Raw genomic sequence first — 25355 nt, forward strand, 5'->3', positions numbered from 1 at the left:
TCAGGCTCCTCAGCTTCGGGGAAGGCCGAGCACTCGCTCGGCGACAATAGTGCGCTGGATTTCGGAGGTTCCACCGGCGATCGTGCCGGCGAAGCTTCGTGCATAGCGTTCGAACCAACTCGAACTGAAGGCCTCGTTGTCCATCGGGTTGTACGCCGATGTCAAAGCCGGATGAACCAATCCTTCAGGCCCGGCAGCGATCAGGGCCTCTTCCGAAGAGCGTTGTACCGCTTCGGAACCGAGCAGTTTCAGTATCGACAGGGCGGCCACGTCCTGCTCGCCGCGAGCAGCGCGCGCCAACGCCGCCGAACCGAGCAGACGCAGCGCCTGATGGTCCATCACGAGCGTCGCGTAGTGATCCCGGTCGATGTCCGTCGCCGGATGGAAGTCCGCGATCAGATCTTGCAGGCGATCGGCAAAGCTGAGCCACAACAGGTTTCGCTCATGTCCGAGCGAACCGGTTGCCACCGACCACCCCTTGTTCAGTTCACCGATCAGGTTTTCTGCCGGAACTTTCACATCGGTGAAGAACACTTCGTTGAAGTCGAGATCATCGTCTGCGCAGATGGATGCAAAGGGCCGGCGAACCAAGCCGGGCGAGTCGGTGGGGATCATCAGCACGCTGATGCCCTGATGTTTCGGAGCGTCGGGATCGGTGCGGACGAAAGTCAGGATCACGTCGGCGTCATGCGCGCCGGATGTCCAGACCTTCTGGCCGTTGACCACAAAATGGTCACCGTCGCGGTCGGCTCGGGTGCGCAGCGAAGCCAGATCCGAACCTGCGCCTGGCTCGCTCATGCCGAGCGCAGCGGTGATCTCGGCACGCAATATCGGTGCGGCCCACTGCTTTTTCTGCTCCTCGGTTCCGAACGAGAGCAACGACGCGGCAATGATGCCCAGCCCTTGTGGGTTGAAGCTGTGGTAGATCCGCCGCTTCGACAGTTCCTCCAAATGCACGTACTGCTCGAGGATCCCGGCGCCCCGCCCACCGAATTCCGGCGGGTTGCCCGGCAACAGCCAACCGTTGTCGAACTGCAGGCGCTGCCAGGCGCGAGCCCACTGCGGAATATCCGCGCTGGATCCGGCGCGCTCCGCGGCCTGCGCCTCGCTCGGAAGATTCTCGTCCAGGAAAGCGCGGAACTCGGCCCGGAATTCCTCGACATCGGCGTCAAAGTTGAGTTGCACGGTACTCCTCGGCGATCAGCGCCCGATGCTGTGCCGCACCGCCGAGCAGTAGCTCACCGGCTTTGGCACGCTTGAGCGCAAACTGTAGGTCGTTTTCCCAGGTAAAGCTCATCGCTCCGAACAGCTGCATTCCGTTGCGGAACACCAGAGATTGGCACTCCCCTGCTGCAGCCTTGGCCATGGACGCGGCTAACCGTCGTCTCGGGTCGTTCTCGGCAATCGTCAGCGCCGCGTAATACGCGAGAGCGCGGGCGCGCTCGATGGCAATGTGCATGTCGGCAGCCTTGTGCTGAACAGCCTGGAACGATCCGATGAGGGAGCCGAACTGCTTCCGGTTACGCACATGGTCAAGCGCCAAGTCGAGGATGCGCTGACACGCTCCGACCGTCGTGAGCGCCATTCCGGTGAGCGCGAGGTCCATTGCGCGTGCCGGATCTGCGCTACTGCGCTGGTCGACGCCGACCCGGACACCGTCGAACGACACTTCCGCAACGTGAAGCACCGGATCGAAAATCGGACTGCGCGTCGTGGTGACGTCCGCGGCCGGAACTACAAAGACTCCTGCCGATGTGACAACGGCCAACTTCTCGGCGCGATCACCGTCGAGTACGCGGTGCGCCGTGCCGTTCAGCCGCCACCCATCTCCGTCGCGGCTGGCGCTGATGCCCTCGAATATTGCCGTTCCCGGCTGCTCAGGATCGATCGACTCGCTCGAAAGTGGGGCAAAGTGTGTCATTGTCGCCAGGTAGGGAGTGGGGTCGGTCGCTCGGCCCAACTCTTCCAGCACGATTGCCAATTCAACTGCGGTATCAGGATCGGTCAACTCGGTCCAACCGAGTGAAACGTAAGTTTTCCAAATTTGTACGGGGTTGGCGTCGTTGTCGACGACGTCCCGGATCAGCGCGGACGGGCATTCCTTCGCCGTCACTTCGCGCACGGTGTTTTGCCATAGTCGCTGATCGGAGTCGAACTCGAAGAGCATCCCGAACTGCCTCCCTGTCGGAGCTGCGGTGCATTATCGATTGAGAATACCATTCTCGATTAGCGAAAGTAAGAGTCTCTAAAATGTAAATAACACTTGGTCATTCCACTGTGGCGCTTACATCTCCGGTACAGTGCAAACATGTTTTTGACAATCGGAAGGGGGCTGGTGCAGTGGTGACCACGCCCAGCGAAGAGCCGGCCTGGAAGCAACGGTCGGTCGAGCGTTCCATCAAGACCGCAAAGCTTCGCGCAGAGCAACGCGTGCAGCGATTCCTCGATGCGGCACAGTCGATCATCACCGAAAAAGGCACCACCGACTTCACCGTCCAAGAGGTGGTCGACCGGTCGAAACTGTCCTTACGTAGCTTCTACCTCCAATTCGACGGTAAGCACGAACTACTGTTGGCATTGTTCGAAGACGCTCTGAGTCGCAGCGCCGAACAGATCCGCGCAGCGACGGCCGGAACGTCCGAACCGATGGACCAACTCAAGATCGCCGTCGAGCTTCTATTCGAGTTCTGCCGTCCCGACCCGGCGGCGCAGCGACCGCTGTTCACCGATTTCGCCCCACAATTGCTTCTGTCACATCCGGCCGAGGTCAAGGTTGCGCACTCCTCACTTCTCGCATTTTTTGTCGAGTTGATGGAAAAGGTGAGCGAAGCAGGCCAGTTGCGCGAGGGCGTCAACCCCCGCCGAATTGCCGCCATGACCATGCAGACGGTGATGTTCATTGCGCAGTCCAGCGGCGCTCCGGACGACGCGACCGTGCATCCCATTTCTTCCGATGAGGTCTGGGCCTTCTGTTCTCAGGGGTTCGCACACAAGGGCTGAAAACAGGATTGAGAACTTCATTCTCAATTGAGGAAATTTTATATACACTCGGCCAATGTCCGAGTTATGGAACGACCTCCTCGCCTGCCTCGACCTGCAACCGCAGACGACCGGACGAACTGATACCAACAAGAATGCGACCACCCTCGTTTTCGAGGGCCCTAACTTGCATTTGACGTACCACCGACTCTTCGGCGGGCAGATTCTCGGTCAGTTCGTCCGCGCGGCCGAACTGACCTGCCCGAACAAAAGCATCAAGTCCCTTCACTCCCTGTTTGCCCGGGAAGGTAGCGCCGACGAGACCGTCCGCTACGAAGTGACGCGTCAGCACGAAGGCCGTTCCTTCGCCACACTGACCATCGTGGCGCGCCAATCCAAAGGCGTCATCGCTACATCGCTGATCTCGATGCACGCTCCCGAGGACGGCCCGGATCGGCAGTCCGAGAACATCATTGCGCCGCTACTCGGCGAAGAGTTCCGGACCGACGTCGACCTGATCCCGTGGGAAATACGCACCGACGTCGACCTCAACTCCACCGACATCGGTGCACCCGATTTCGAGATGTGGATGCGCACACCACAAGTGGGCAAGAATCTTGCGCCCGCCCTCGCTACCTACGCCACCGACCTCACGCTGATCGGCACGGCCCTGCGCCCCGTCGACGGCTTGAGCCAACTCGGCAACGGAACCACCTTCACCTCCGCAGTCACCTCACACAACCTGTGGTTCCACCGACCCTTCACGACCGACTCGTGGCTACTACTGCGCCAGCACAGCCCCGTCACAGCTCACGGCCGTTGCTTCGGCCGCGGCGACGTGTTTTCCGAGGACGGCAACCTCGTTGCCTCGTACGCGCAGGAAGCTTTACTTCGCCTACCGTGACAACCTTTGCTCGGTAGAATCGACCGACCTTCGAGGTGTGATATGAGTTCGACTACCCTGTCCGACAGTACTGTTCAGGAAACTACCGTGCCCCGGCCCTATCGGGTGGTTCAGTGGGCCACCGGCAACATCGGCACACGCTCGCTGCGCGGCGTCATCGAACATGCAAATCTGGAATTGGCCGGTGTATATGTACATTCGGCCGACAAAGCCGGTCGCGACGCCGGTGAACTGTGCGGCATCGACGACGCCGGGGTGCTGGCCACCAACAGCATCGACGACGTCATCGGGTTGGGCGCGGATTGTGTGCTGTACATGCCGCGCCAGTTCGACGCCGACGAAGTATGCCGCATCCTCGCCGCCGGCTCGAACATCGTCACCACCCGGGGAGAATTTCACTACCCCGCCGGAATGGACCCAGCGCTGCGCGAACGTATCGAAGCCGCGTGCCGAACCGGAGGAACGTCGATCCACAGCACCGGCAGTAGCCCCGGATTTGTGACCGAGGCGCTCCCCCTGGTGTTGAGCTCGATTCAACGTCGCCTGAACCACCTGACAATCAGTGAATTTGCCGATCTCTCCCAACGTAATTCACCCGGGATACTTTTCGACGTCATGGGATTCGGGCTCGCCCCGACCGATTTCGACGAGAACCGGATCGCACACGTGAAGTCCAACTTCGGTCCGTCACTGCAGATGGTCGCCGAATCGATCGGCCTGCCACTGGACTCCGTGGACGCCCACGGCGAGCTGGCCACCACCCCAACTTCGGTCCAGATCGCAGCAGGAACCCTGGAAGCAGGCACCGTTGCCGCGCAACGAATCACGGTAAGCGGCACACATGCCGGCCGAGAACTTCTGAGCTTCTGCGCAACGTGGTACTGCTCGAGCGAACTCGACGTCGACTGGAAGATTCGTGACACCGGCTGGCATATCGACGTCGACGGGGATGCGCCACTCGACATCGATCTACGTTTCCCCATCCCGCTGGAGAGGATGAGCGAGACTGCCCCGGCCTACACGGCCAACCGGGCAGTCAACGCCATCCTCTCTGTCTGTACTGCGGCTCCGGGAATCCGTACGACACAAGATCTTCCGCAGATTATTGCCGATCTGATCTAGTCTGAGCCCGACGTTCCGAGCAGTCGCGCAGCAGCGGTGTATGCATCGCTGCTGCCGGCTGCGACGGCATGGGCCAGATCGTCAAGTTCGGGGTGGGTGCGCAACTTCGACTGCGCGAGGGACAGAATCTGGACTCGCGCTCGCGCGGTTCGCCGTGCAAACGTGTCCGATCGCTGGTGAGCGTCGATCACATCCGCCAGTTCGGTGACACCCTCACCGCGCGATGCGATCAGTTTGAGGATGGGAACTCCGGCCTCCGCACGCAGGTCGCGGACCGTCTGATCGGCACCCTCACGGTCGGCTTTGTTTACCACGAGAATGTCGGCCACCTCGAGCAACCCGGCCTTGGCAGCCTGAACAGCATCTCCCGCACCGGGATTGAGGACAACAACCGCGGGATTTGCAATAGCGGAAATCTCGATTTCCGATTGCCCGACGCCCACCGATTCGAGCAGAATCAGATCGTAGTCCAGCGCCGCGAGGAGGCGGATCGCTGCCGGCACGGCAACGGCCAGACCGCCCAGGTGACCGCGGGTGGCCACCGAACGGATGAGCACATCGGCGTCGTCGATGTGCTCTGCCATCCGTATTCGATCGCCCAACAATGCGCCGCCGCTGTACGGCGAGGAAGGATCGACTGCAAGAACGGCAACCCGCAGTCCGCGCTGGCGATACGCCCGCACGAGAACTGCGATGGTGGTGGACTTGCCCGCGCCGGGTGGGCCGGTCACCCCGACCACTCGCACCGGTCGCGAGCCGACGATGTCGAGAACTTCTTCTCGCCTGCTGCTTTCGACCAAACTCAACAGGCGGCCCGCGGCGCGCAGTGAACCTGAGCGCGCCGCGGTGACAAGATCCTCGATCGTTGCAACAGTAGTGAGCGTCATCGAGTAATCGAATACCTCTCGGTGCCAGTCGATATCCCAGTCGACATCACGGAGCCGGAACCTCGATGACCGTCGCCGAACCCATACCGCCACCGGCGCACATGGCTGCAACACCGATTCCGCCGCCGCGGCGTCGCAGCTCGTGCACCAGAGTCACCAGCATGCGCGCACCGGTGGCTGCCACGGGATGCCCGAGAGAACATCCGCTGCCGCTGACATTGACGCGGTCAGCGTCGATTCCGAGCATCTTGATCGTCGCCACGCACATCGCCGCGAACGCCTCGTTGATCTCGAACAGATCCACGTCGGCCAGCGACATTCCCGCGCGTGCCAACGCCTTCGGAATTGCCTCGACCGGAGCCAGACCCGTGAAGGCGGGATCAACCGCGACAGATGCCCACGACTTGACGGTTCCCAATCCCGGCATTCCCAGATCGCTGCTGGCGATCGTGAGAACCGCAGCAGCGTCGTTGGCGCCGCTCGCATTTCCGGCGGTGATGCTGAATCCTTCGATCTCGGGGTGCAGCACCTTGAGCGAGCCGAGCTTCTCCAGGCTCGTCTCGCGGCGCGGATGCTCGTCGACGGAGAAGAGTCCGTGAGGTGTGCTGATGGGCACGATCTCTTCTTTGAACCGCCCCTCGTCGATGGCGCTCACTGCCTTCTGGTGCGAGAGCAGAGCCCACGTGTCCATGTCCTCGCGCGAGACTCCGGCCTTCACTGCGGCATTCCAGCCCACCGTGATCGACATGTCCTTGTTCGGTGCATCGGGGCGATCCGGGTGCGTCGGGGACATCCACGGCACAAATTCGCCGTCGACGCGGAACAAGGATCGCGGACTGGTCGACGCGGAGTTGACGCCACCGGCGATGATCAGCTTGTCCATCCCGGAGCGGATGGACCCTGCAGCGGCCTGCACGGCACCCAGGCTGGCCGCACAGTGCCGGTTCAGTGCCAGGCCTGGCACTGTGGTCAGGCCTGCGGTAATTGCCGCGTGGCGGGCGATCACGCCGCCGCCGTACAGGCCCTCGGCAAGCATGACGTCGTCGATCTGGCTGGCATCGAGAGTTTCTGCTGCCGCCGCAACGACATGGTGAGCGAGGTCGTGAGCGGTGGTGTCGCGCAACGTTCCCTTACCCGCGGTACCGATGGGGGTTCGCAGTGCGGAGACGATAATTGCTTCAGGCATGGGTGTTCTCCAATTCGGCCAGCAGAACGCGGCGCAGTAGTTTTCCGGTTTCGGTCTTCGGGAGTTCGTGTCGGAACACGACGATGTCGGGAGTCTTGGACGATCGCAGCCGTTCCTTGACCCACGCCTTGATCTCTGCTTCATCGACATCGCCGACGAGGACGGCAACTATCCGTTGTCCCCATTCAGGATCCGGAACGCCGATCACGGCAGCCTCGACAATGGCGGGATGCGCAAGAAGCACGTCCTCGATTTCTGCGGGGGCGATGTTCTCACCCCCTCGGATGATGGTGTCGTCCGCGCGTCCTTCGATGAACAGGAAACCCTCGGAGTCGAGTCGACCGAGATCACGCGTGGCGAACCAGCCATTCTCGTCGAGCACACTCCGGTTGCCGTATTCGCCGGAAATCTGCTCGCCCCGAACGAATACCAGGCCGGTGACGCCGGCCCCGACCGGATCGCCGTCCTCGCTGCGCACCTCGATCTCGATGCCCGGCAGCATTTTTCCGACGGACCCGAGTCGGTCACGCACTGCCGGATCGGCAGAGGCAAAGGCAATCCGGTGATCGTCGGGGCCGAGAACTGCCACCGACGACGCTGTCTCCGTGAGGCCGTAGGCATTGACGAATCCGGTATCCGGGAAGCTTCGCAGCGCGTGCTCGAGTACCGGTCTGGGTGTTCTCGATCCGCCGTACGCCAAACTTGCCAGCGAGGGAGTATTTGCATCGTTCTCCCCCAACTCGGCGACAACACGCGCCAGCATCGTAGGAACGAGCATCGCGTGCGTGACGCTTTGGCCCCGGACGGTGTCGAGCCAGATTTTGGCGTCGAAAGCAGCCAGATAGACGATCCGACGCCCGGTGTAGAGGTTGGAGAGCAGATTCGTCAGACCTGCGATGTGATAGGGCGGAACAGCGACCAACGATGCGTCGTTCTCGTCGGCCGACGAGAACTCCATGGTGTTGAGCACGTAGGCGAGTAGATGCCGATGCCGGAGTATCGCAGGCTTGGGATCAGCGGTGGTTCCGCTGGTGTAGATGATTGCGGCGACGCTGTCACCGTCCCACTGTGGAGCCGGGGCATCGGATTCGGCCGAATCCTGCTGTATCGCTTCGATGTCGATCAGATCGTCGAGATCATCGAGACGCAGCACCAGTGCACCGGGGTGGCGGTCGATCAGGGCAGCCAACTGCTGATCGCCCAGTCTGTAGTTGAGTGGCACGAACGGAACCCCGGCCATCGCGGCGCCGAACAGCGCGACGGGATACGCGAGGTGGTTGGTGCCGAGGTAGAGCACGGCAGGGTACTGCCGGAATCGGTCGGCGGCGCGGCGGGCAAGGGCAAGGAGTTGCGCGGCGGTCAATGACCGATTTTCGACGGTCACTACGGCCCGATCGCAACTCGATGCGGCCATTTCTGCAATCATGGTGATGTTCATGAGAACATTATTCTCTCAACAGAGATCAATACTTGCAAGAAGGGAAATCAAAATGCAGATCAACGGTTGTTCCGCCATCGTCGTCGGTGGCACCGGAGGGCTCGGCGAGGCTACGGTTCGCCGTCTCCACTCGGAGGGAGCCAAGGTCGTCGTGGCCGACGTGGCCGACGACAAGGGCAAGGAACTCGAGCGCGAACTCGGCGTTCGATACGTCCGCACCGATGCCGGTGACGAAGACAGCGTTCTTGCCGCAATCGCCGAAGCCGAATCGCTGGGTCCGCTGCGCATCTCGGTCGACTGCCACGGCGGCCCCGCCGGTGGCGGCCGGCTGGTCGGCAAGGACGGCAGCGCCATGAGCCTCGAGGCGTTCACGACCACGATCAATTCGTACTTGATCTCGGTATTCAACGTGATGCGTCTGTCGGCAGCGGCGATGGGCCGCCAGGAGGCTCTCGAGACCGGCCGCGGCGTCATCATCAACACGGCATCCATCGCCGCGTACGAAGGCCAGATCGGCCAGCTCCCGTACTCCGCAGCCAAGGGCGGCGTTGTCGGCATGACTCTTGTTGCCGCACGCGACCTCTCGCCGCTCGGCATCCGAGTCGTGACGATCGCGCCCGGCACATTCCTGACGCCTGCATACGGCAAGGCCGGCGACCAGCTCGAGGCGTACTGGGGACCGCAGGTTCCGCATCCCCAGCGTATGGGCCGCTCACCGGAGTACGCCACGCTGGTCTCCTCGATCGTGGAGAACGACTACCTCAACGGCGAGGTCATCCGCCTCGACGGCGCACTGCGGTTCCCCCCGAAGTAACTTGCCGAACCGCGACGCCCGGGGGCGTCGGCAGCAGTACGGCGCCCCCGACCCGGTCGCGAGATACTACGAAAAGCGTTGTTCTGCAGACACAATCGAAGATTCTGGTTCTCCGATAACTTGAATCGCATTCCCATACTGTGTCCGCATGACTTCCACATGTTCGACAATCAGCCGTCAGCGCAGGGCAGAAGCATGAAATTCTGGACCGGCACGGCCTTCATGAACACCGCCGAGATGCCCGCCGTCGCAAAGATGCTCGACGAGAACGGCTATCACGGCGTCCTCGTATCGGACCATCTCATCTTCCCGCGTGAACTCAAAACCCGTTATCCTGCAACGGAAAGCGGGGTTCCGTACTGGCAACCCGACACCGAATGGCCCGATGCCTGGGTCCTCATCGGTGCAATGGCCGCAGTAACCGAGAACCTGCATTTCGGCAACAACGTCTACATCGCGCCCGCGCGCCCTATCCTCGAAGTCGCCAAACAGGTGGGCACCGCGGGAGCACTGTCCAACGGCCGGGTGTCCATTGGACTCTCTGCCGGCTGGATGCGCGAGGAATTCGAACTGCTCGGCCAGGACTTCGACAACCGCGGACCTAGACTCAACGAGATGGTTCAGGCTCTGCGAGCATTGTGGAAAGGTGGCTGGGTGTCCTGGAAGGGCGAGTATTACGACATTCCTGAAATGATGATCGAACCGCACCCGCCCGCACCGGTCCCTATTCTCTGCGGCGGCGAATCTGCTGCCGCCCTCAAACGTGCAGCGCGCTACTGCGACGGCTGGGTCGGTACTGCATACACGCTGGAAGAAGCCACAGTATGGATCGACCGAATCAAGGGTTACCGCCGCGAATACGGACGCGAAAACGAGCCTTTCGAGATCATTCTCGGATTGTTCGACGAACGGACACCTGACCTCTACAAGCGGGCAGAAGACATCGGCATCACCGGTGTGATGTGCTCACCCTGGGCCAACTGGGATCTCCAGCACAGCGGCGACCACTCACACTTGAAGGGAAGCGCGGAGCAGTACCGAGCCCCGATCGAGAAGTTCGCCGAAGAGATCGTCTCCAAGTGCATGTGATGTGAAAAGAAGAGGCTGGGCACAGATCCCCCGGTGCCCAGCCTCTTCCACTTTCTCCGAATCAGCTCTTCACTGCGGTGAGCTTCGCGATGTTGTCCCGGAAATCCTCGCTCTGGAAAGTCAACTCTTCGGCCGTCGTCGCAAAGTCGAGTGTGGCAAGAATCGCCCGCTCGAGGTGCATGTTCAGCAGTCGCTTGGTGCTCTCGACGGCCTGACGCGGCTGCGAGGCAATCTTTTTCGCGCATTCGACGGCGTCGGCGAGCGGATCGAGAGACACATGGTTGGCCAGGCCGAGCGTGCAGGCCTTCTCAGCTCCGATGCGCGTCCCGGTCAGTGCGTATTCCTTGGCCAGCAGCAGACTGATCTGCAGCGGCCAGGTCAGCGGTCCGCCGTCGGCGGCAACCAGTCCGACCTGCACGTGCGGGTCGGCCAGGTAGGCGGATTCTGCGATGTAGACGATGTCGCTCAGTGCAACGAGGCTGCATCCCAGGCCGACGGCCGGGCCGTTGACAGCCGCGATCACCGGAACCCGGCACCGAGCCATTCCGAGCACCAGATCACGACCGTGCGCGATTGTGCGAGCCCGCATTTCGGAGTCTTCGGCCAACTCCGCGAGGTAGGAAAAATCGCCACCCGCCGAGAAAGCCTTACCGTTGCCGGTAAGCACCGCGGCACGCGCGTCACGATCCGCGCTGAGCCGCGGCCACAACTCCGCCAGGCCCGTGTGCAAGCTGTCGTTGACGGCGTTGAGCGCGTCCGGTCGATTGAGAGTGATGATCCGCAGCGAGCCTTCTGCGCGGACGTCGATCTCTTCGGGCATGTCGTACATGTCAAACTCCCAATCCGAGAATGCGCGAGGCAATGATGTTCTTCTGAATTTGTGATGTCCCACCCATGACGCTCTGGGCGCGGCTGTACAGGTACGACCCGAGCATCTCGGTGTCGCGGCTACCCGCCTCCGTCAACGCTGCGTGTCCGACGGCTTGATCAACCCAGGTCATGAGGAGCTTGTCGAGCGAACCCTCCGAGCCGTGGGAGAGTCCGTCCAGCTGCTCCGACAGCCGGCGACGCACGTGCAGCCGCAGCATTTCCGTTTCCACTGCAGCCCAGGCCAATTCTGTGGACGGCGGTCCGTCGCTCCTGGCTGCGAGCTGGCGGACCAGTTTGCCGTAGCGCGCCGCGTACCCCAGCGTGGACGGTTCACGTTCGTGCCCGACAACGGTCATGGCCAATGCCCAGCCTTCACCGGGAGCGCCGACCATCTGATCGACCGGCACACGAGCACCGTCGAAGAGCACCTGGCCGAACTCCTTGGTGACACCGTTCATCATCTTGAGCGGACGCTGCTCAATACCGGGCTGGTCCATCGAGACGATGAATGCGGTCAGTCCGCGGTGACGCTTTGCGTCGGGTTCTGTCCGTGCCAAGAGCAGGCACCAGTCGGCGACATCGCTGTAGCTGGTCCAGATCTTGTGGCCCGCGATGACGTACTCGTCGCCCTCCCGCGTGGCGGTGGTCGTGAGCGAGGCAAGATCCGAACCCGCACCTGGCTCACTGAATCCCTGGCACCAGCGTTCGGTGCCGTTGATCATCCCGGGAAGGAATCGGCGCCGAAGATCCTCACTGCCATGCCTGCCGAGTCCATGTACCAGGTATCCGAGACTGGGCCGAGGCGGAGCACCGGCGATAGCAAGTTCCTCGTCGACGATGACGTCGTAGACAGGTGGCAGTTCTTGTCCACCATATTCTTTGGGCCACGAAGCGCCGAAGAATCCACCGCTGTACAGCGCCTGATGCCACTCACCCTGCCGTGCCCAGTACTCGTCCCCCGAACTGGGGAATGCTTTTGCCCGCTCAGCTGCCCATGACCTCAGTCGGTCTCGGAAAGCGGCTTCTTCCGGCGAATCACGAAAGTCCAAGGTCGATCTCCTCCAGCCTTACGGGAAACAGTTCGGTGGACGTCAATGCCCGCCGCAGGTACACATGCACGAGGCACTCCCACGTGTTACCGATTCCGCCGTGCACCTGCACTGCGGTTTCACACACGGTTCGAGTTGCCCGCGCGCAGTAGATCTTTGCGATCCGCGCTGCCGCGATCGCCTCGGCGGGCGGCAGTTCGTCCACGGCCCACGCCGCATACCGGAGCACACTCACCGATCCTTCGATCAGCGCGAGACCTTCGGCCAGCAGATGCGCAACAGCCTGGTACGACCCGATGGCCGTGCCGTACTGCTCACGGACCTTGGCGTACTCGGTCGCAACATGGTGGGCGCCTCGTGCTGTGCCGACAAGATCGGCGCAGGTAGCCACGAGCGCAAGTGCCTCCCACCGCGTCACATCGTCAGCCGAGATTTCGCCGAGCGAATCCCCATCCTCGAGCAACTCGGCAAAACCTCGAGTCAGATCGGCGCCGGCAGCTACCGATCCGACTCGGCCCGCGAAGGCCTTGTTCTCGCGCAGGACAAGAGCATGTTCGAGGCCTGTTGCGTCGACCGCCTCGTCACCGACAGCTATCGCCCACGTGAGCTGATCGTCGGCGACATGGCGCCGTAGATCGTCGGCAAGCACCGGCCCGAGAAACGGAACGTCGACCAATCCGCGGCCGAATTCCTCTGCGACGATGGCAACTTCGACACCAGACGCGCCGTCCGACCGGAGCGAACGCCAGCCGGTAATGGCTACCGCCTTCTCCAGACGAGCATTCCGGGTGGCATCTTCCAAATCGAGGACCGAGCCCGGCCCCAGATCGTCGGCCAGTTTTGCGGCAGCGTCACGCAGCTGCCGCTGTTCATGAGTCAGACGTACGTCCATAGCGCTCCTTGAGTTCTCGGCGCAACACCTTGCCGGAGGGCAGGCGAGGAATTTCGGGCACGAACACCACTCGCCGTAGGCGTTTGTAGCCGGCCATGCGGCCCGCTACGAGTTCCATCAGTTCCGCTTCACCGATCGAACCGTTTGTCGCGACGGCCGCGACAATCGCTTCCCCGTCTTTCGGGTCGGGAATGCCGAACACCGCGCAATCCGCGACGTCGGGGTGTCCGTGCAGGACTGCTTCGATCTCGGCCGGCGCTACCTGGAAGCCGCGTACCTTGATCATTTCCTTGAGGCGGTCGGTGATTCGCAGCCAACCGTCATCGTCGAGATGTCCGACGTCACCGGTTCGGTACCAACCGCCGGCGAACGCGCCGGCGGTTTCCTCGTCGGGAAGATAGCCGGCCATGACCGATGCCGACAGGGCCTGGATTTCTCCGGTCTCGCCAGGGCCGAGCACATCACCGGTTTCGGTAGACACAATTCGAAGGCTCACGCCCGGTGCCGCACGCCCCACGCTGTCGAGTTGCGCACCCTCGACGGGGTTGCACGCGATGACGGGGAGCTCACTGGCACCGTACGCCGGCATCCACCCGACACCTGTTCGCCGAGTGACTTCTTCGGCGACGCTCGGTGTCACCGGCGTTGCACCCCACATGATGTAGCGCAGCGACGACAGATCGTACGATTCGAGCTTCGGATGGGAAGCGATAGCCAAAGCGATGGGCGCAACGGCCATTTCGACGGTAATCCGGTCTACCTCGATGTGGTGCAGCATCGCGTCGAGATCGAATCGGCGGTGAAGTCGCAGCCACGCACCGGACTCGAGAGCCGTGACGATGTTGAGCAGACCGAGTATGTGTGAAGGCGGAGTCACGATCTGCATGCGATCGCGTTCCGTCAACTCCAGCACGTCTCGCCACTGATCGACGGCAACAGCAAACGACGCGTGAGTGTGCCGGACCGCCTTGGGTAACCCGGTTGTTCCCGAACTGAAGACGAGAACGGCATCCGACGCGGGATCGGGCTCGCCGAACGTTCCGGTGCCGCGTGTGTCGGTGCTGCACGAGACCGACTCGTCAAGGCTCAGCATCGGCATCAGTTCCGCGAGCACCGGATTGTCGCCGATCGCGTACACGGGGCTTGTCGTCGCCAGTGCGTGCGCCACCTCGACGCTCTTCCACGCCGGACTGATGAGCACGACAGCGGCACCGACGCGCCAGATCGCGAGTACCGCGACAACGAACTCCGGACGATTCGACGACATGAGAGCAACGCGTTGACCAGCCACGACGCCGTCCCGAACCAGCCGCGATGCAAGTCCGTCGGCTAGCGCTTCGAGTTCTTCTCGGCTGTATTTCTGTTCGTCGAACACAAGGACGCTCTGGCCGTTCATCCTTGGCTCCTCACCGGGGGATGGGGGCTAGCGCATCCCCCGTCTCGCGTGTACAAATGCTTCATTGAGAAGATCCTATCTCGTTTGAGAGAATAGTATTCTCAAACTTATAGAATCTCAATATCAGCAGGAGGTAGCCATGGCGAGACCACCGTTGTTCCAACGAGCGACCGTCACCCGAATCGTCAAAGAGAGCTCCGACGCACGTACGTATGTTCTCGCTCCGACCGACGGTCCGTTCACCTACAACGCCGGGCAGTTCTGCACGTTCCGCGTCGAGGTCGACGGCACCGAACTGTTCCGCTCCTACTCGATGTCGAGTTCACCCGACACCGACCACGAATTGATGACCACCGTCAAACGTGTTGCCGGAGGCAAGGTCTCGAACTGGCTGCACGACAATGTCTCCGAGGGCGACGAAGTAGTCGTCACCAGGCCCGCCGGCACGTTCTGCCTGCGTGAGTCGCAGGCGCCGCTGCTCGGTTTCAGCGGCGGCAGCGGCATCACCCCGATCCTCTCGCTCGCCAAGACCACCCTCGCCACCACCGATCGCGACGTTCACCTCCTGTGCGCCGATCGTGATCACGACTCGATGATCTTCGAGCGCGTTCTCTCGGAACTGGTCGACCGCTACCCCGGCCGACTGACCGTCGCACGCCACCTCGATGACAAGAACGGCTTCCTCGACAAAGCCGCAGTACTCGAATTTGTCGGCGAACACGTGGGCGCCGACAGCTACCTGTGCGGCCCCGAACCCTTCATGGATCTGATCGAATCGGCGTTACCCGGACCGGGCCGCATCTTCAGCGAACGGTTCGGCAGTGCGGCCGAACCGATTAACACGGCCGAACCCATTTCCACCGGCGAATCTGCCGCTACCGAAACAACTTCCACCGAGGTCACCGGAACCGTGACCATCGTTCTCGGACGAAAGAAGACCTCGGTACCACGACACCCCAACGAGACGTTATTGGAAAGCGCTCGGCGAGCAGGACTTACACCGCCGTTTTCCTGCGAAGCCGGAAACTGCGCAACGTGCATGGCACATGTGACCTCAGGAAGTGCCGTGATGAGAATCAACGACGCACTGACCGAGGAAGAGGTGTCGGACGGCTACGTTCTCACCTGCCAGGCAGTACCCGACTCCGAGTCCATCACGGTCAAGTACGAGTGAGACGGGAGAAGACAATCCAAGATTCGTTGTAAAACAACATCATTGACGCTTTCGATCAAAGGCGTCAGCTCGGCGACACGAGCAACATCGTCGCGCCCGATTTCGGCCACAGCACTCGGGCGCAGCTTCGGCGACCCTCAATCCTGTTGATTTACAGTCCATTTACCGGCAACCGTCGGATGTCGAAATGCACCGACAAGAGTTCTATCCAGGTTTCTCTTGCTATTCGCAGTGATCATTGAATATATTACAACAAATCCAGGTGCGCCAAGAGTGCGCATAATCACACGCAAGCTTCGTAACAGTCCAAAATCTCTGCGTACAAGGAACTTTGGCCGCGCTTGCATGATGAAAGTCGAGTTGGATGATTCTCACAATTACGAGACGTGTAGGCCGCAGCTTGGTGGTCGTCTTGTTGGTAGCGGCAGCAGCTGTTCTACTGTTGAGCCTGGCGCCCGGGTCTGCCGCCGAGGTGATCCTGGGTGAAAACGCTACCCCCGAGGCCGTTGCGGCGATGGAAGCAAAGATGGGACTCGACGTTCCCGTCTGGACTCAGTACTTCAATTGGCTCGGCGACGCATTCCGCGGAGACTTCGGAACCTCACCGCTCACCGGGCAGTCAGTCAGCGAGGCGATCGTCGAGCGCCTCCCGGTCACTCTGCAGTTGGCCGCCATGGGTCTGATCATTGCTCTGGTCGTTGCCGTCTTGATGGCCGTCGCTTCCGCGTCGCGCCCGGGAAGCAAGCTCGACCGCGGCATCAATGTCGTTTCGGCTGTGTGCCTCTCGGTTCCCGCGTTCATCGCCGGCCCGGTCCTGATTTACTACTTCGCGATCAAATTCCAGCTCTTCCCGGTGACGGGCTGGTCACGCATGAGTGAAGGGCTCGGCGCAAACCTCCAGAGCGCACTGTTGCCCGCCATCGCAATCGCGTTGACCGAGATCGCCGCATTCCACCGACTGCTCCGCACCGACCTGATCGGAACCCTGCGTGAGGATTACGTGGCCGCGGCCCGGGCCAAGGGCATGCCAGGCTGGTACGTGATGTTCAGGCACGCGCTCCGACCGTCGTCGTTCTCCCTGATCACCGTTGCCGGCATCAGCCTGGGCCGACTCATCGGCGGCACCGTCATCGTCGAAACACTGTTCGGTCTACCCGGTTTGGGACAGCTCATCTCCTCGTCCATCACGTCACGCGACGTGATCATGGTCCAGGGACTCGTTGTCTTCATCGCCATCGTGTACGTGGGTATCAACACCCTGGTCGACCTCAGCTACGGATTGATCGACCCACGGGTCAGGAAGGTTGTCGGAGCATGACGCGATCAGTTGTCGAAGACCGAACCGGCTCACAGGACGAGCAACCGTCCGACCCGGCGTTGCCTCTGGTGCCACCGGCAAAGAAGTCACGATCCATTCTGGTGTACTTGTCTTTCGGATGGCTCGTCGCAGTACTTCTCGCCGCTGCGCTCGCGAACATCCTGCCCATTGCTCCCTACTCCGTTCCGATTGGCGCACCGCGCCTTTCACCGTCGTTCGAGTCTCTCGATCTACTCCTGGGGACAGACACGCTCGGGCGTTCAATGCTCTCCCGCATCATCTACGGTGCCCGTGTCTCGCTTCTTGTAGGCACTGTAGCCGGATTGATCGGTTTTGTGGTGGGCTCCTTCATCGGCCTGATCGGCGGCTACTTCGGTCGACGTCTCGACTCCGGTGTCACACTCCTCGCCGACGCGATGCTCGCATTCCCACCGCTGATTCTGCTGCTGGCGCTGGCGTCCGTCCTGACCCCCTCGATTCCGACAATGCTGCTCGGACTGACCTTGGTCGTGATCCCCGGTTTCATCCGTCTCGCACGAGCCAACACAATGTCCTGGAGCTCGAGGGAATTCGTACGCGCCGCAAGGAACATGGGCGCCGGACACTGGCGAATCCTGTTCAAGGAGATCCTGCCCAACGTCCTCGCTCCCCTGGCTGCGTTCCTGCCGATCATCATGGCCGCTCTAATCGTCGCCGAAGGCTCACTGAGCTTCCTCGGCCTGGGAATCCCACCGCCACAGCCCAGTTGGGGCGGAATGATCGGCGACGGCAAGAACTACATTGCCGACTACCCACACTTGGTCTTCGTTCCTTCGTTGGCGATCTTCTTCACGGTGTTCGCCCTCAATCAGGCAGGTGACTTCCTCCGCAACAAGTTCGACCGCACTCTGCACGACTGAAACGCTGCACGACCGGCACTCGTCACAACCGAACGACCAAGACCGTTTTCCCGCTCGACCCGACGTACCCGTTTCCACGTTCCACCTGAGAGGGCATTCCATGATCCGAAAAAGACGCTTACTGACAGCGGTCGCGATGGTGTGTACCGCAGCATTCGTGCTGACCGCCTGCGGCTCCGATTCCGGCAGCAGCAACGAGGGCACTACGGCGGCAGGCGATCCCGTATCCGGCGGTGCCGGCCGCGCGATCATGGCGGGCGAGCCGCGGTCCCTCGACCCCGCCACGCTGTCCAACACCTGGGCACACCAGGGCATCCTCGGCAACTCGCTGTACGGCACGTTGATGATCAACGACACCAAGACCCTCGATGTCACGTACACCATGGCCGAGGACTTCTCGACTACCGACGGTGGCGCTTCGTTCAACCTGAAGCTTCGCCCTGACGTGAAGTTCTCGGACGGAACTCCCCTCGACGCCGAAGCGGTCAAGTTCAACTGGGAGCGCCTCAAGGACCCGGCTCTCGGTTCGACATCCGCTCGCTACGTCGCACAGATCGCTAATTTGAGCGTCGTCGATCCGGCCAACCTCAACGTCACGATGGTCATGCCGACTCCGCACTACGCGCAGACCCTCATCGCCAGTTCGATGAACTGGATCGCCTCACCGGCCGCTTTGCAGAAGGGTCAGGCCGGGTTCGACGAGAACCCGATCGGCGCCGGCCCGTTCACGCTCACCAAGTGGGCACGGCAGGACTCCATCGAATTGGCAAAGAACCCCACGTATTACGACGCGCCCCGTCCGTACCTGGATACCCTCACCGTTCGCGTGGCTCCTGACACCAATCAGCGTTACAACACACTGTCGACCGGTGGCGCTGATCTGATCAGCGAATCCAATTGGCAGACGCTGGATACGGCCGAGACTGCCGGCTTCCCCACCGATATCGTTCCGATGGGCGGCGGCCAGTACCTGTCCATGAACTTCCGGCGCGCACCATTCAACGACGAGCGTGCCCGTCGCGCGGTGTCGCTCGCAGTTGATCTCGATGCTCTGAACACCGTCGTCTACAGCGGCAAGGGCGAGGTTCCGGACACTCTGTTCCAGGAATCCTCCCCGTTCTACGCAGACATCCCGCTCGCGGAGTACAACAAGGCCGAAGCGCAGAAGCTCTTCGACGAGCTGGCTGCCGAAGGCAAGCCCGTGTCCTTCACCTACACGTCGTACCCGACGGCCGAGAGCAAGACCGCAGGTGAGGCACTTCAGGCCCAGTTGAGCGCATACAAGAACGTCGAGGCCAAGGTCGATGTTGTCGACTACGCCGCCGCCACCGCCAAGATGGGTACCAAGGACTTCGACATGGTGGTCTCCTCCGCGATCATCCAGGATCCGGATTCCATGTGGTCGACTTTCCACAACAAGTCCCCGGGCAACATCATCGGCGTCGACGATCAGGAACTCAGTGACGCACTCGACGTCGGCCGCACCTCACAGTCACAGGACGAGCGCAAGGCCGCGTACACAACCGTCCAGGAGCGCCTCGCCGACCTCACCGTCGGACTCTGGTACATCCGCGCAGCACCGTCGACCGTGACGGGCAAGGACGTACAGGGCGTCACCATGTACGGCTCGGGTTCGCCTCTCACGGACGGTATGTGGATCGCGAAGTAGCCGAAAGCAATTCGACGCAGTAGCCGACTACAGATCAAAGGGCCGGATCACCATGAACTCTCAGCCACTCCTCGAAGTGAGGAACCTACGTGCCCATATCGGCACACCACGCGGAATCGTGCGTGCCGTGGACGACGTCTCCTTGACCTTGGACCGAAGTCAAGCACTGGGAATCGTCGGTGAATCCGGCTCAGGCAAGTCCGTCATGGCACGGGCCATCATGGGCCTGATGCCCCCACGTTCGGGCCGATCAGGGGAAGTCACCTTCCAAGGACGCGACCTACTGGCGCTGACGAAGAAGGAAAAGCTCGAGATCTGGGGCAACCAGATCGCCATGGTCTTCCAGGATCCGGGCAGATCCCTCAACCCTGTAGTCAAAGTGGAACGACAGATGACCGAAGGGATGCGCCGCCATCTCGGAGTCAGCCGTTCCGAAGCTCACAGTCGGGCCCTCGACCTCCTCACGGAGGTCGGGGTGCCCGACCCCGAACGGCGTCTGAGCAACTACCCCCACGAAATGTCCGGCGGTATGCGCCAGCGTGTCATGATCGCGATCGCGCTCGCGTGCGAGCCGGATCTGTTGATCGCCGACGAACCCACGACGGCATTGGACGTGACCATTCAGCGCCAGATCCTGGACCTGCTGCGCCGCATCCAGCGTGAACGTGGCACCTCGATGCTGCTGATCAGCCATGACCTGGCCGTCGTCGCCGGCCGAACCGACCGCGTCTCCGTCATGTACGCGGGAAAGATCGCCGAAATAGGTTCCACCCGAGAAGTATTCGACGAGCCGCGCCACCGCTACACCCACGCTCTTCTGGGAGCAACGCCCACCATCGACCACGAACGCCACTCACCGTTGCGGTTGATCGACGGATCGCTCCCCGATCCCACGTCCCCGCCCGAGGGTTGCCGCTTCGAGCCACGCTGCGGTCAGGCCGTCGCAGAGTGTTCCACCCCCGGCCTGCAGTTGGAATCAGTTGGCGCAGACCATGATGTGGCGTGCCTCAACCCGGTCGCCGTCCCGGCGTCGGCAATGTCCGGAAGGTAAGAGAATCTCATGGCTGGTAGTGGTAGCGCTCACCTACGGGGCGACGACGCTCTCCTGAGTGTTCAAGATCTTGTCGTGGAATATCACACAAGTTCCGGAACCGTTCAGGCCGTATCCAAGATCAGTTTCGACGTCCTGCCCGGCGAAACCCTCGGCATCGTCGGTGAATCCGGTTGCGGGAAGTCCACCACCGGACGCGCAGTTCTGCGTCTGGACCGAGTCACCGCTGGCCGAATCCGCTTCGGCGAGGACTGGATCGAAAACGCCGACGAATCGCAGATGCGTAAACTGCGCCGCGATATGCAGATGATCTTCCAGGACCCGGTAGCCTCACTGAACCCGCGTCGCTCCGTCAAAGACATCGTCGTCGAAGGCATGGCAGTCGCCGGCGCCCCCGCAGCCGAAAGAGTCACCACCTCGGCATCGGTACTCGAACAGGTCGGACTGTCTGGCACGCGGTTCGCAGAGATGTTGCCGCGCCAACTCTCCGGCGGCCAGGCGCAGCGTGTGGCGATCGCGCGCGCTCTCGCTCTGAGCCCACGACTGTTGATCTGCGACGAACCTGTCTCCGCACTCGACGTCTCCGTGCAGGCACAGATCCTGAACCTCATCGAAGTCCTCAAGAGCGAGTTCGACCTCACCGTTGTCTTCATCGCCCACGACCTTGGTGTGGTGCGAACCGTCAGCGACAACGTCATGGTCATGTACCTCGGCAAGGTATGCGAGTTCGGCGATTCCGTCGAGGTCTACGACGACCCCGCCCATCCGTACACGCGCGCACTGCTCGATTCCGTACCGCTGACCGATCCGGAGAAGGGTTTTGCCGGACCGGCTCTGGAAGGAGATGTGCCGTCGCCGCTTTCGCCGCCGAGTGGATGCCGGTTCCGCACCCGTTGCCCACAGGTCGAGGAACGCTGCGCCGCGGAGGAACCTGAGATGAGAGAGGTTCGTCCCGGCCAGTTCGCAGCATGTCACTTCCCCCTGGCTCCAGTGAGCAAGAACCTTCTGGTGGACAGCATTGCCGGGTGAACTCGACTTGCCAGCTGCATTACTTCTGAAAGGTCGACCATGATCCGAACGAGACGCGCAGTAACCGCGACTCTGGCCGCGGTATGTTCCGCGGCTCTGTTTCTCAGTGCGTGCGGCGCCAGCCCCGCAGAAACCTCCGGGAGCAATGCCGACGCCGGTGAACCGGTAGCGGGCGGCGTGGCACGTGCCATTGTCATCGGCGAACCCCGCACTCTCGACCCGGCTGGACTGGGTAATTCGTGGACGCGGCAGAGTCTCCTCGGAAATGCTCTGTACGGAACGTTGATGATCGAGGATCCCGCGACACTGGACATGAAGTTCACCATGGCAACCGACTTCTCCTCGGCTGACGGTGGATCGACGTTCACCCTGAAACTTCGCCCAGGACTGACATTTTCCGACGAAACACCGTTGGACGCGGCAGCTGTGAAGTTCAACTGGGACCGTCTGCGCGATCCCGCACATCCATCCGACTCGATCAGGCAGGCGTCGCAGGTGGCGTCCACCGAGGTGGTGGACGCGACGACCCTGAATGTGGCGATGGCCGCGCCCAGTCCGGTCTTCCCGCAGGCTCTCGTTACCGGCGCGATGAATTGGATCGCCTCACCCACCGCATTGCAGAAGGGACAAGCCGCCTTCGACGAAAACCCTGTTGGTGCCGGGCCGTTCATGCTGACGAAGTGGACACGCCAGGACGTCATGGAGCTGAAGAAGAACCCGTTGCACTGGGATGCGCCGAAGCCGTATCTCGATGGGCTGACTCTCCGAACGGTGGCTGACGCAACTCAACGCCTCAACACGATGATCGCGGGCGGTGCGGATTTTGCCATGGAAACGAACTGGGCGAGCCTGGCTCAGGCGCAGGACGCCGGTTTGTCCACCGACACAGTATCGTTCGGCGGCGGACTCTACATGGGCATGAACGCACGGCGCGCACCGTTCGACGACGAACGTGCCCGTCGGGCAGTCTCCATGGCTGTCGATCTCGAAGCAATCAACACCGTGATCAACGACGGTAAAGGGGTTGTTCCGCAGACACTGTTCCCGGAAACGTCACCGTTCTTCTCGGATATTCCGCTGACGACTCCGAACAAGGAGACAGCGCAAAAGCTCTTCGACGAGTTGGCGGCCGAGGGCAAACCTCTGTCCTTCACCTTCACCACCTATGCACTGCCGGAGAACAAGGCAACAGCCGAGACGGTTCAAGCCCAGCTGAGCGCGTTCAAGAATGTCTCCATGGATATCGAGGTTGTCGACGCCGCCACCGGAAACTCCCGCAATGCCACGCATGATTTCGACATGATCATTGCATCCGCGTTGTTCCAGGATCCCGATGCCGCACTGTGGACCGCATTTCACTCCTCGTCGCAGGGAAACATCACCGGAATCAGCGACCAGCAACTCAGCGACGCTCTGGACGCCGGCCGCGTCGGGAGGACCATCGAGGAACGCCGCGCGGCCTACGAAACCGTGCAGAAGCGTCTGGTAGCACTTAATCCCGGCGTTTGGTACGCCAAATCCGCACCGTCGGTCATCACGGCAAAGAATGCACATGGCGTTCAGATGTACGGCTTCGGATCACCACTGCCCGAGGAGTTCTGGATGACCAACTGATCTCTGACCCGGTCCTGAATGCACACAAGTCACCTCGCCCGGTCGCATCCCGCCATCTGCGACAGGGTTGTGTGCACTCAGGCACGGCGCAGCAGCGCAAAACCAGGCATCAGGTCACCGAACAGGCCGCCGATACCCGACCGAAGGCAAAATCCATGCCATAGTCCTTCCGAAAATCGTTGCACCCCAGAGAACTTGACAGTTCCTGACAGTGCCGATGACGCGTTCATCGGAACGTGCTCTAATTGGCCAGTGAATACATTCGCGCAGCTCTGGTGGCCGCTCTATCCGCGGCCCTGAACTGTGCACTTTCGGCCGCCTCACGCGCGGCCGACGATCCTCATCTGTACGACAGGTATCCATCCCGGCCGATGCAATGAGGTGGCCTCCTTACCGAGAGGACCACCCGTGAACTTCGACAACAACCCTCGTATCAACGGAATCGGCGACATTCTGATCAGTTCCCGCTCGCTCTGTGAATACCGGGCGATGTTCGCCCTCACCAACGACGATCTATCCCGCCGGATCCTCGACTGCCCCGGCGGCGGCGCCGGATTCACCAGCGAAGTAAGCAGTCTCGGCGGCGACGCAACCGCCTGCGACATAGCCTATTTCCACAACAGTGCCACAGATCTTGCCGCCATTGCGGTGTCCGAATCAGACCGTGGGAACCGCTACGTCCGCGCACACGCCCCCAATACGCGTGGACGTTCTTTCCCGGTCCCGACGAGCACCAGCGCGTCAGGCGTCACGCTGCCGAACAGTTCGCAACTCATATTCGCCGCCACCCCGACCACTACGTGCCCGGACGATTGCCGTCATTGCCGTTCGCTGATGCCAGTTTCGATCTGGTACTCAGCTCCCACCTGCTGTTCAGCTACACCGAGCGCCTCGACTACACCTTCCATGTCGACGCGATCACTGAGCTGATGCGCGTCACTTCCGGAGAACTACGCATCTTTCCGCTGGTAGCCGTGGGATCTTCGGAGCCCTACCCGCAACTCGCCGAGCTACTCGCCGACTTGAACGGGCGTAACATCATTGGCCGCGTAGTGGAGGTCGACTACGAATTTCAACGAGGAGCCGACCACATGTTGGTGTGCCGCCACAGCTCATCCGCGGCCCCCGGCACGACGCGCACCGCTCCCCGTCATTGACGGTCCGTGGAGCGCTGTACAACGATCGGATAGCGAACCTCCGCGAATTCGATCCGGACTAATCACCACAAGCGATAATTCACTCGAGAACCGGTACTCGAGAGGAATCCATGAAAACAGAAATCGTCTGCGGGCCTGCGTTCGCGCTGGCCGAGATCAGTGTCCCCGCGGGCGGATCAGTCCGCGTCGAAGCCGGAGCGATGGCGATGATGCGGGGCGACATCTCGATCACCACGTCGACCCGGGGTGGTTTCATGAAGGGTCTCCGCCGCTCCCTGGGTGGGTCGAGCTTCTTCGTCAACGACTTCAGCAGTGATCGCGGTGGTGTCGTAGGCGTCGCCGGCCCACTGCCCGGTGATGTGGTCGAAACCACCATCGATGAACGGACTGCTCTGCTCGTCCAATCCGGCTGCTGGCTGGCATCGGATGCGACCGTCGACGTCGACTCGAAATGGGGCGGCAGCAAGGGTTTCTTCAGCGGAGCCGGGCTTGTTCTGCTGCGGTGCAGCGGAAGAGGCGAGATCCTGCTCTCCAGCTACGGCGCCATCCGGCCGGTGACGCTCGGCGCAGAGGAAACCATGACACTCGATTCCGGTCACGTCGTCGCGTTCGACGAATCCGTCCAGTACCGCATTCGCAAAGCCGGCGGCTGGAAATCGATGATCCTCGGCGGCGAAGGCATCGTCACCGAATTCACCGGACCAGGCAGAGTCTGGATGCAAACTCGCAGCGCGACAGACCTCGTCGACTGGCTTCGCACCCGAATGCCGTCGAGCAGCACCAGTACCAGCAGCAACGACAGCTGAGCAGTCCGTCAA

General features: G+C 61.7%; 23 protein-coding genes. 14 read left to right on the top strand and 9 right to left on the bottom strand.

What is annotated here, in order from left to right:
- Positions 1–9: 9 nt before the first annotated feature.
- Together FFI94_RS25815 and FFI94_RS25820 are read right to left on the bottom strand one after the other, a co-directional pair.
- The gene (locus FFI94_RS25815) at positions 10–1185 is read right to left on the bottom strand and encodes an acyl-CoA dehydrogenase family protein (RefSeq protein WP_138870313.1); all 1176 of its coding nucleotides are present in this window, start codon (positions 1183–1185) and stop codon (positions 10–12) included.
- Complete coding sequence (locus tag FFI94_RS25820; RefSeq protein WP_138870314.1) at positions 1169–2167, bottom strand: acyl-CoA dehydrogenase family protein; 999 nt, start codon at positions 2165–2167, stop codon at positions 1169–1171. The genes FFI94_RS25815 and FFI94_RS25820 overlap by 17 nt, the downstream gene beginning before the upstream one ends.
- Before the next feature lie 176 nt (positions 2168–2343).
- On the opposite strand from FFI94_RS25820, the gene FFI94_RS25825 reads away from it, so the two are divergent.
- Genes FFI94_RS25825 through FFI94_RS25835 form a run of 3 tightly spaced genes read left to right on the top strand, consistent with a single transcriptional unit; the run spans position 2344 to position 5005 of the window.
- Positions 2344–3000 (top strand): TetR/AcrR family transcriptional regulator, encoded by a 657-nt coding sequence (locus FFI94_RS25825; RefSeq protein WP_230590427.1) that lies wholly within the window; start codon positions 2344–2346, stop codon positions 2998–3000.
- Between the two features lie 55 nt (positions 3001–3055).
- A complete protein-coding gene (locus FFI94_RS25830) occupies positions 3056–3883 on the top strand; it encodes an acyl-CoA thioesterase II (RefSeq protein WP_138870316.1) in 828 nt (275 codons plus the stop codon).
- A 42-nt stretch (positions 3884–3925) separates the two neighbouring features.
- On the top strand, positions 3926–5005 hold the full coding sequence (locus tag FFI94_RS25835; RefSeq protein WP_138870317.1) for a dihydrodipicolinate reductase: 1080 nt from the start codon (positions 3926–3928) through the stop codon (positions 5003–5005).
- Here the strand turns inward: FFI94_RS25835 and FFI94_RS25840 are convergent.
- The 3 genes from FFI94_RS25840 to FFI94_RS25850 are packed head-to-tail and all read right to left on the bottom strand — an operon-like array spanning position 5002 to position 8516.
- Positions 5002–5892, bottom strand: coding sequence for an ArgK/MeaB family GTPase (locus FFI94_RS25840; protein ID WP_138870318.1), 891 nt, complete (start codon positions 5890–5892; stop codon positions 5002–5004). The genes FFI94_RS25835 and FFI94_RS25840 overlap by 4 nt on opposite strands.
- 46 nt (positions 5893–5938) lie before the next feature.
- Positions 5939–7078, bottom strand: a complete 1140-nt coding sequence (locus tag FFI94_RS25845; RefSeq protein WP_138870319.1) for a thiolase family protein — start codon at positions 7076–7078, stop codon at positions 5939–5941.
- A complete protein-coding gene (locus tag FFI94_RS25850) occupies positions 7071–8516 on the bottom strand; it encodes a class I adenylate-forming enzyme family protein (protein ID WP_138870320.1) in 1446 nt (481 codons plus the stop codon). The genes FFI94_RS25845 and FFI94_RS25850 overlap by 8 nt, the downstream gene beginning before the upstream one ends.
- A 52-nt stretch (positions 8517–8568) precedes the next feature.
- Between FFI94_RS25850 and FFI94_RS25855 the strand changes: the two genes are divergently transcribed.
- A complete protein-coding gene (locus FFI94_RS25855; protein ID WP_138870321.1) occupies positions 8569–9330 on the top strand; it encodes an SDR family NAD(P)-dependent oxidoreductase in 762 nt (253 codons plus the stop codon).
- Between the two features lie 195 nt (positions 9331–9525).
- Positions 9526–10419: a TIGR03619 family F420-dependent LLM class oxidoreductase gene (locus FFI94_RS25860; RefSeq protein WP_138870322.1), complete on the top strand. Its 894-nt coding sequence runs from the start codon at positions 9526–9528 to the stop codon at positions 10417–10419.
- A gap of 61 nt (positions 10420–10480) precedes the next feature.
- Here FFI94_RS25860 and FFI94_RS25865 read toward each other — a convergent pair whose 3' ends face one another.
- From FFI94_RS25865 to FFI94_RS25880, 4 genes are read right to left on the bottom strand one after another with little or no spacing between them, the layout of a single operon-like run.
- The gene (locus tag FFI94_RS25865) at positions 10481–11248 is read right to left on the bottom strand and encodes an enoyl-CoA hydratase/isomerase family protein (RefSeq protein WP_138870323.1); all 768 of its coding nucleotides are present in this window, start codon (positions 11246–11248) and stop codon (positions 10481–10483) included.
- A gap of 1 nt (position 11249) precedes the next feature.
- Positions 11250–12338 carry an acyl-CoA dehydrogenase family protein gene (locus tag FFI94_RS25870; protein WP_138870324.1) on the bottom strand — a complete coding sequence of 363 codons (1089 nt, stop codon included), beginning with the start codon at positions 12336–12338 and terminating at the stop codon, positions 11250–11252.
- Positions 12325–13230: an acyl-CoA dehydrogenase family protein gene (locus FFI94_RS25875; protein WP_138870325.1), complete on the bottom strand. Its 906-nt coding sequence runs from the start codon at positions 13228–13230 to the stop codon at positions 12325–12327. Before FFI94_RS25875 ends, FFI94_RS25870 begins: the two co-directional genes overlap by 14 nt.
- The gene (locus FFI94_RS25880) at positions 13208–14626 is read right to left on the bottom strand and encodes a class I adenylate-forming enzyme family protein (protein WP_138870326.1); all 1419 of its coding nucleotides are present in this window, start codon (positions 14624–14626) and stop codon (positions 13208–13210) included. The genes FFI94_RS25875 and FFI94_RS25880 overlap by 23 nt, the downstream gene beginning before the upstream one ends.
- A 139-nt stretch (positions 14627–14765) precedes the next feature.
- Here FFI94_RS25880 and FFI94_RS25885 point away from each other — a divergent pair, with 139 nt between their 5' ends.
- The 9 genes from FFI94_RS25885 (at position 14766) to FFI94_RS25925 (ending at position 25343) form a co-directional block, all read left to right on the top strand.
- Positions 14766–15800, top strand: a complete 1035-nt coding sequence (locus tag FFI94_RS25885) for a ferredoxin--NADP reductase (protein ID WP_138870327.1) — start codon at positions 14766–14768, stop codon at positions 15798–15800.
- A 364-nt stretch (positions 15801–16164) separates the two neighbouring features.
- The gene (locus FFI94_RS25890; protein WP_138870328.1) at positions 16165–17118 is read left to right on the top strand and encodes an ABC transporter permease; all 954 of its coding nucleotides are present in this window, start codon (positions 16165–16167) and stop codon (positions 17116–17118) included.
- Entirely contained in the window at positions 17115–18017 is a 903-nt protein-coding gene (locus tag FFI94_RS25895) for an ABC transporter permease (protein WP_138870329.1), read from the top strand. The genes FFI94_RS25890 and FFI94_RS25895 overlap by 4 nt, the downstream gene beginning before the upstream one ends.
- 100 nt (positions 18018–18117) lie before the next feature.
- On the top strand, positions 18118–19686 hold the full coding sequence (locus FFI94_RS25900) for an ABC transporter substrate-binding protein (RefSeq protein WP_138870330.1): 1569 nt from the start codon (positions 18118–18120) through the stop codon (positions 19684–19686).
- A gap of 52 nt (positions 19687–19738) precedes the next feature.
- Positions 19739–20737, top strand: coding sequence for an ABC transporter ATP-binding protein (locus FFI94_RS25905; RefSeq protein ID WP_138870331.1), 999 nt, complete (start codon positions 19739–19741; stop codon positions 20735–20737).
- Between the two features lie 9 nt (positions 20738–20746).
- Positions 20747–21766 (top strand): ABC transporter ATP-binding protein, encoded by a 1020-nt coding sequence (locus FFI94_RS25910; protein ID WP_138870332.1) that lies wholly within the window; start codon positions 20747–20749, stop codon positions 21764–21766.
- Positions 21767–21805: 39 nt separating this feature from the next.
- Positions 21806–23380, top strand: coding sequence for an ABC transporter substrate-binding protein (locus FFI94_RS25915; RefSeq protein WP_138870333.1), 1575 nt, complete (start codon positions 21806–21808; stop codon positions 23378–23380).
- A gap of 800 nt (positions 23381–24180) precedes the next feature.
- Positions 24181–24537 carry a hypothetical protein gene (locus FFI94_RS34645; protein WP_313905559.1) on the top strand — a complete coding sequence of 119 codons (357 nt, stop codon included), beginning with the start codon at positions 24181–24183 and terminating at the stop codon, positions 24535–24537.
- Positions 24538–24647: 110 nt separating this feature from the next.
- Positions 24648–25343 (top strand): TIGR00266 family protein, encoded by a 696-nt coding sequence (locus tag FFI94_RS25925; protein WP_138870334.1) that lies wholly within the window; start codon positions 24648–24650, stop codon positions 25341–25343.
- The last annotated feature ends 12 nt before the right edge of the window (positions 25344–25355 follow it).

Source organism: Rhodococcus sp. KBS0724 (assembly GCF_005938745.2).
Lineage (GTDB): Bacteria > Actinomycetota > Actinomycetes > Mycobacteriales > Mycobacteriaceae > Rhodococcus_F.

Bases quoted from the DNA above. Each gene is read 5' to 3' on its own strand.
- FFI94_RS25910 (WP_138870332.1), top strand. From the start codon at position 20,747: ATGGCTGGTAGTGGTAGCGCTCACCTACGGGGCGACGACGCTCTCCTG.
- FFI94_RS25895 (WP_138870329.1), top strand. From the start codon at position 17,115: ATGACGCGATCAGTTGTCGAAGACCGAACCGGCTCACAGGACGAGCAA.
- FFI94_RS25850 (WP_138870320.1), bottom strand. From the start codon at position 8,516: ATGAACATCACCATGATTGCAGAAATGGCCGCATCGAGTTGCGATCGG.
- FFI94_RS25905 (WP_138870331.1), top strand. From the start codon at position 19,739: ATGAACTCTCAGCCACTCCTCGAAGTGAGGAACCTACGTGCCCATATC.
- FFI94_RS25915 (WP_138870333.1), top strand. From the start codon at position 21,806: ATGATCCGAACGAGACGCGCAGTAACCGCGACTCTGGCCGCGGTATGT.
- FFI94_RS25835 (WP_138870317.1), top strand. From the start codon at position 3,926: ATGAGTTCGACTACCCTGTCCGACAGTACTGTTCAGGAAACTACCGTG.
- FFI94_RS25855 (WP_138870321.1), top strand. From the start codon at position 8,569: ATGCAGATCAACGGTTGTTCCGCCATCGTCGTCGGTGGCACCGGAGGG.
- FFI94_RS25880 (WP_138870326.1), bottom strand. From the start codon at position 14,626: ATGAACGGCCAGAGCGTCCTTGTGTTCGACGAACAGAAATACAGCCGA.
- FFI94_RS25845 (WP_138870319.1), bottom strand. From the start codon at position 7,078: ATGCCTGAAGCAATTATCGTCTCCGCACTGCGAACCCCCATCGGTACC.
- FFI94_RS25830 (WP_138870316.1), top strand. From the start codon at position 3,056: ATGTCCGAGTTATGGAACGACCTCCTCGCCTGCCTCGACCTGCAACCG.
- FFI94_RS25885 (WP_138870327.1), top strand. From the start codon at position 14,766: ATGGCGAGACCACCGTTGTTCCAACGAGCGACCGTCACCCGAATCGTC.
- FFI94_RS25925 (WP_138870334.1), top strand. From the start codon at position 24,648: ATGAAAACAGAAATCGTCTGCGGGCCTGCGTTCGCGCTGGCCGAGATC.
- FFI94_RS25865 (WP_138870323.1), bottom strand. From the start codon at position 11,248: ATGTACGACATGCCCGAAGAGATCGACGTCCGCGCAGAAGGCTCGCTG.
- FFI94_RS25820 (WP_138870314.1), bottom strand. From the start codon at position 2,167: ATGCTCTTCGAGTTCGACTCCGATCAGCGACTATGGCAAAACACCGTG.
- FFI94_RS25840 (WP_138870318.1), bottom strand. From the start codon at position 5,892: ATGACGCTCACTACTGTTGCAACGATCGAGGATCTTGTCACCGCGGCG.
- FFI94_RS25890 (WP_138870328.1), top strand. From the start codon at position 16,165: ATGATTCTCACAATTACGAGACGTGTAGGCCGCAGCTTGGTGGTCGTC.
- FFI94_RS25860 (WP_138870322.1), top strand. From the start codon at position 9,526: ATGAAATTCTGGACCGGCACGGCCTTCATGAACACCGCCGAGATGCCC.
- FFI94_RS25900 (WP_138870330.1), top strand. From the start codon at position 18,118: ATGATCCGAAAAAGACGCTTACTGACAGCGGTCGCGATGGTGTGTACC.
- FFI94_RS25875 (WP_138870325.1), bottom strand. From the start codon at position 13,230: ATGGACGTACGTCTGACTCATGAACAGCGGCAGCTGCGTGACGCTGCC.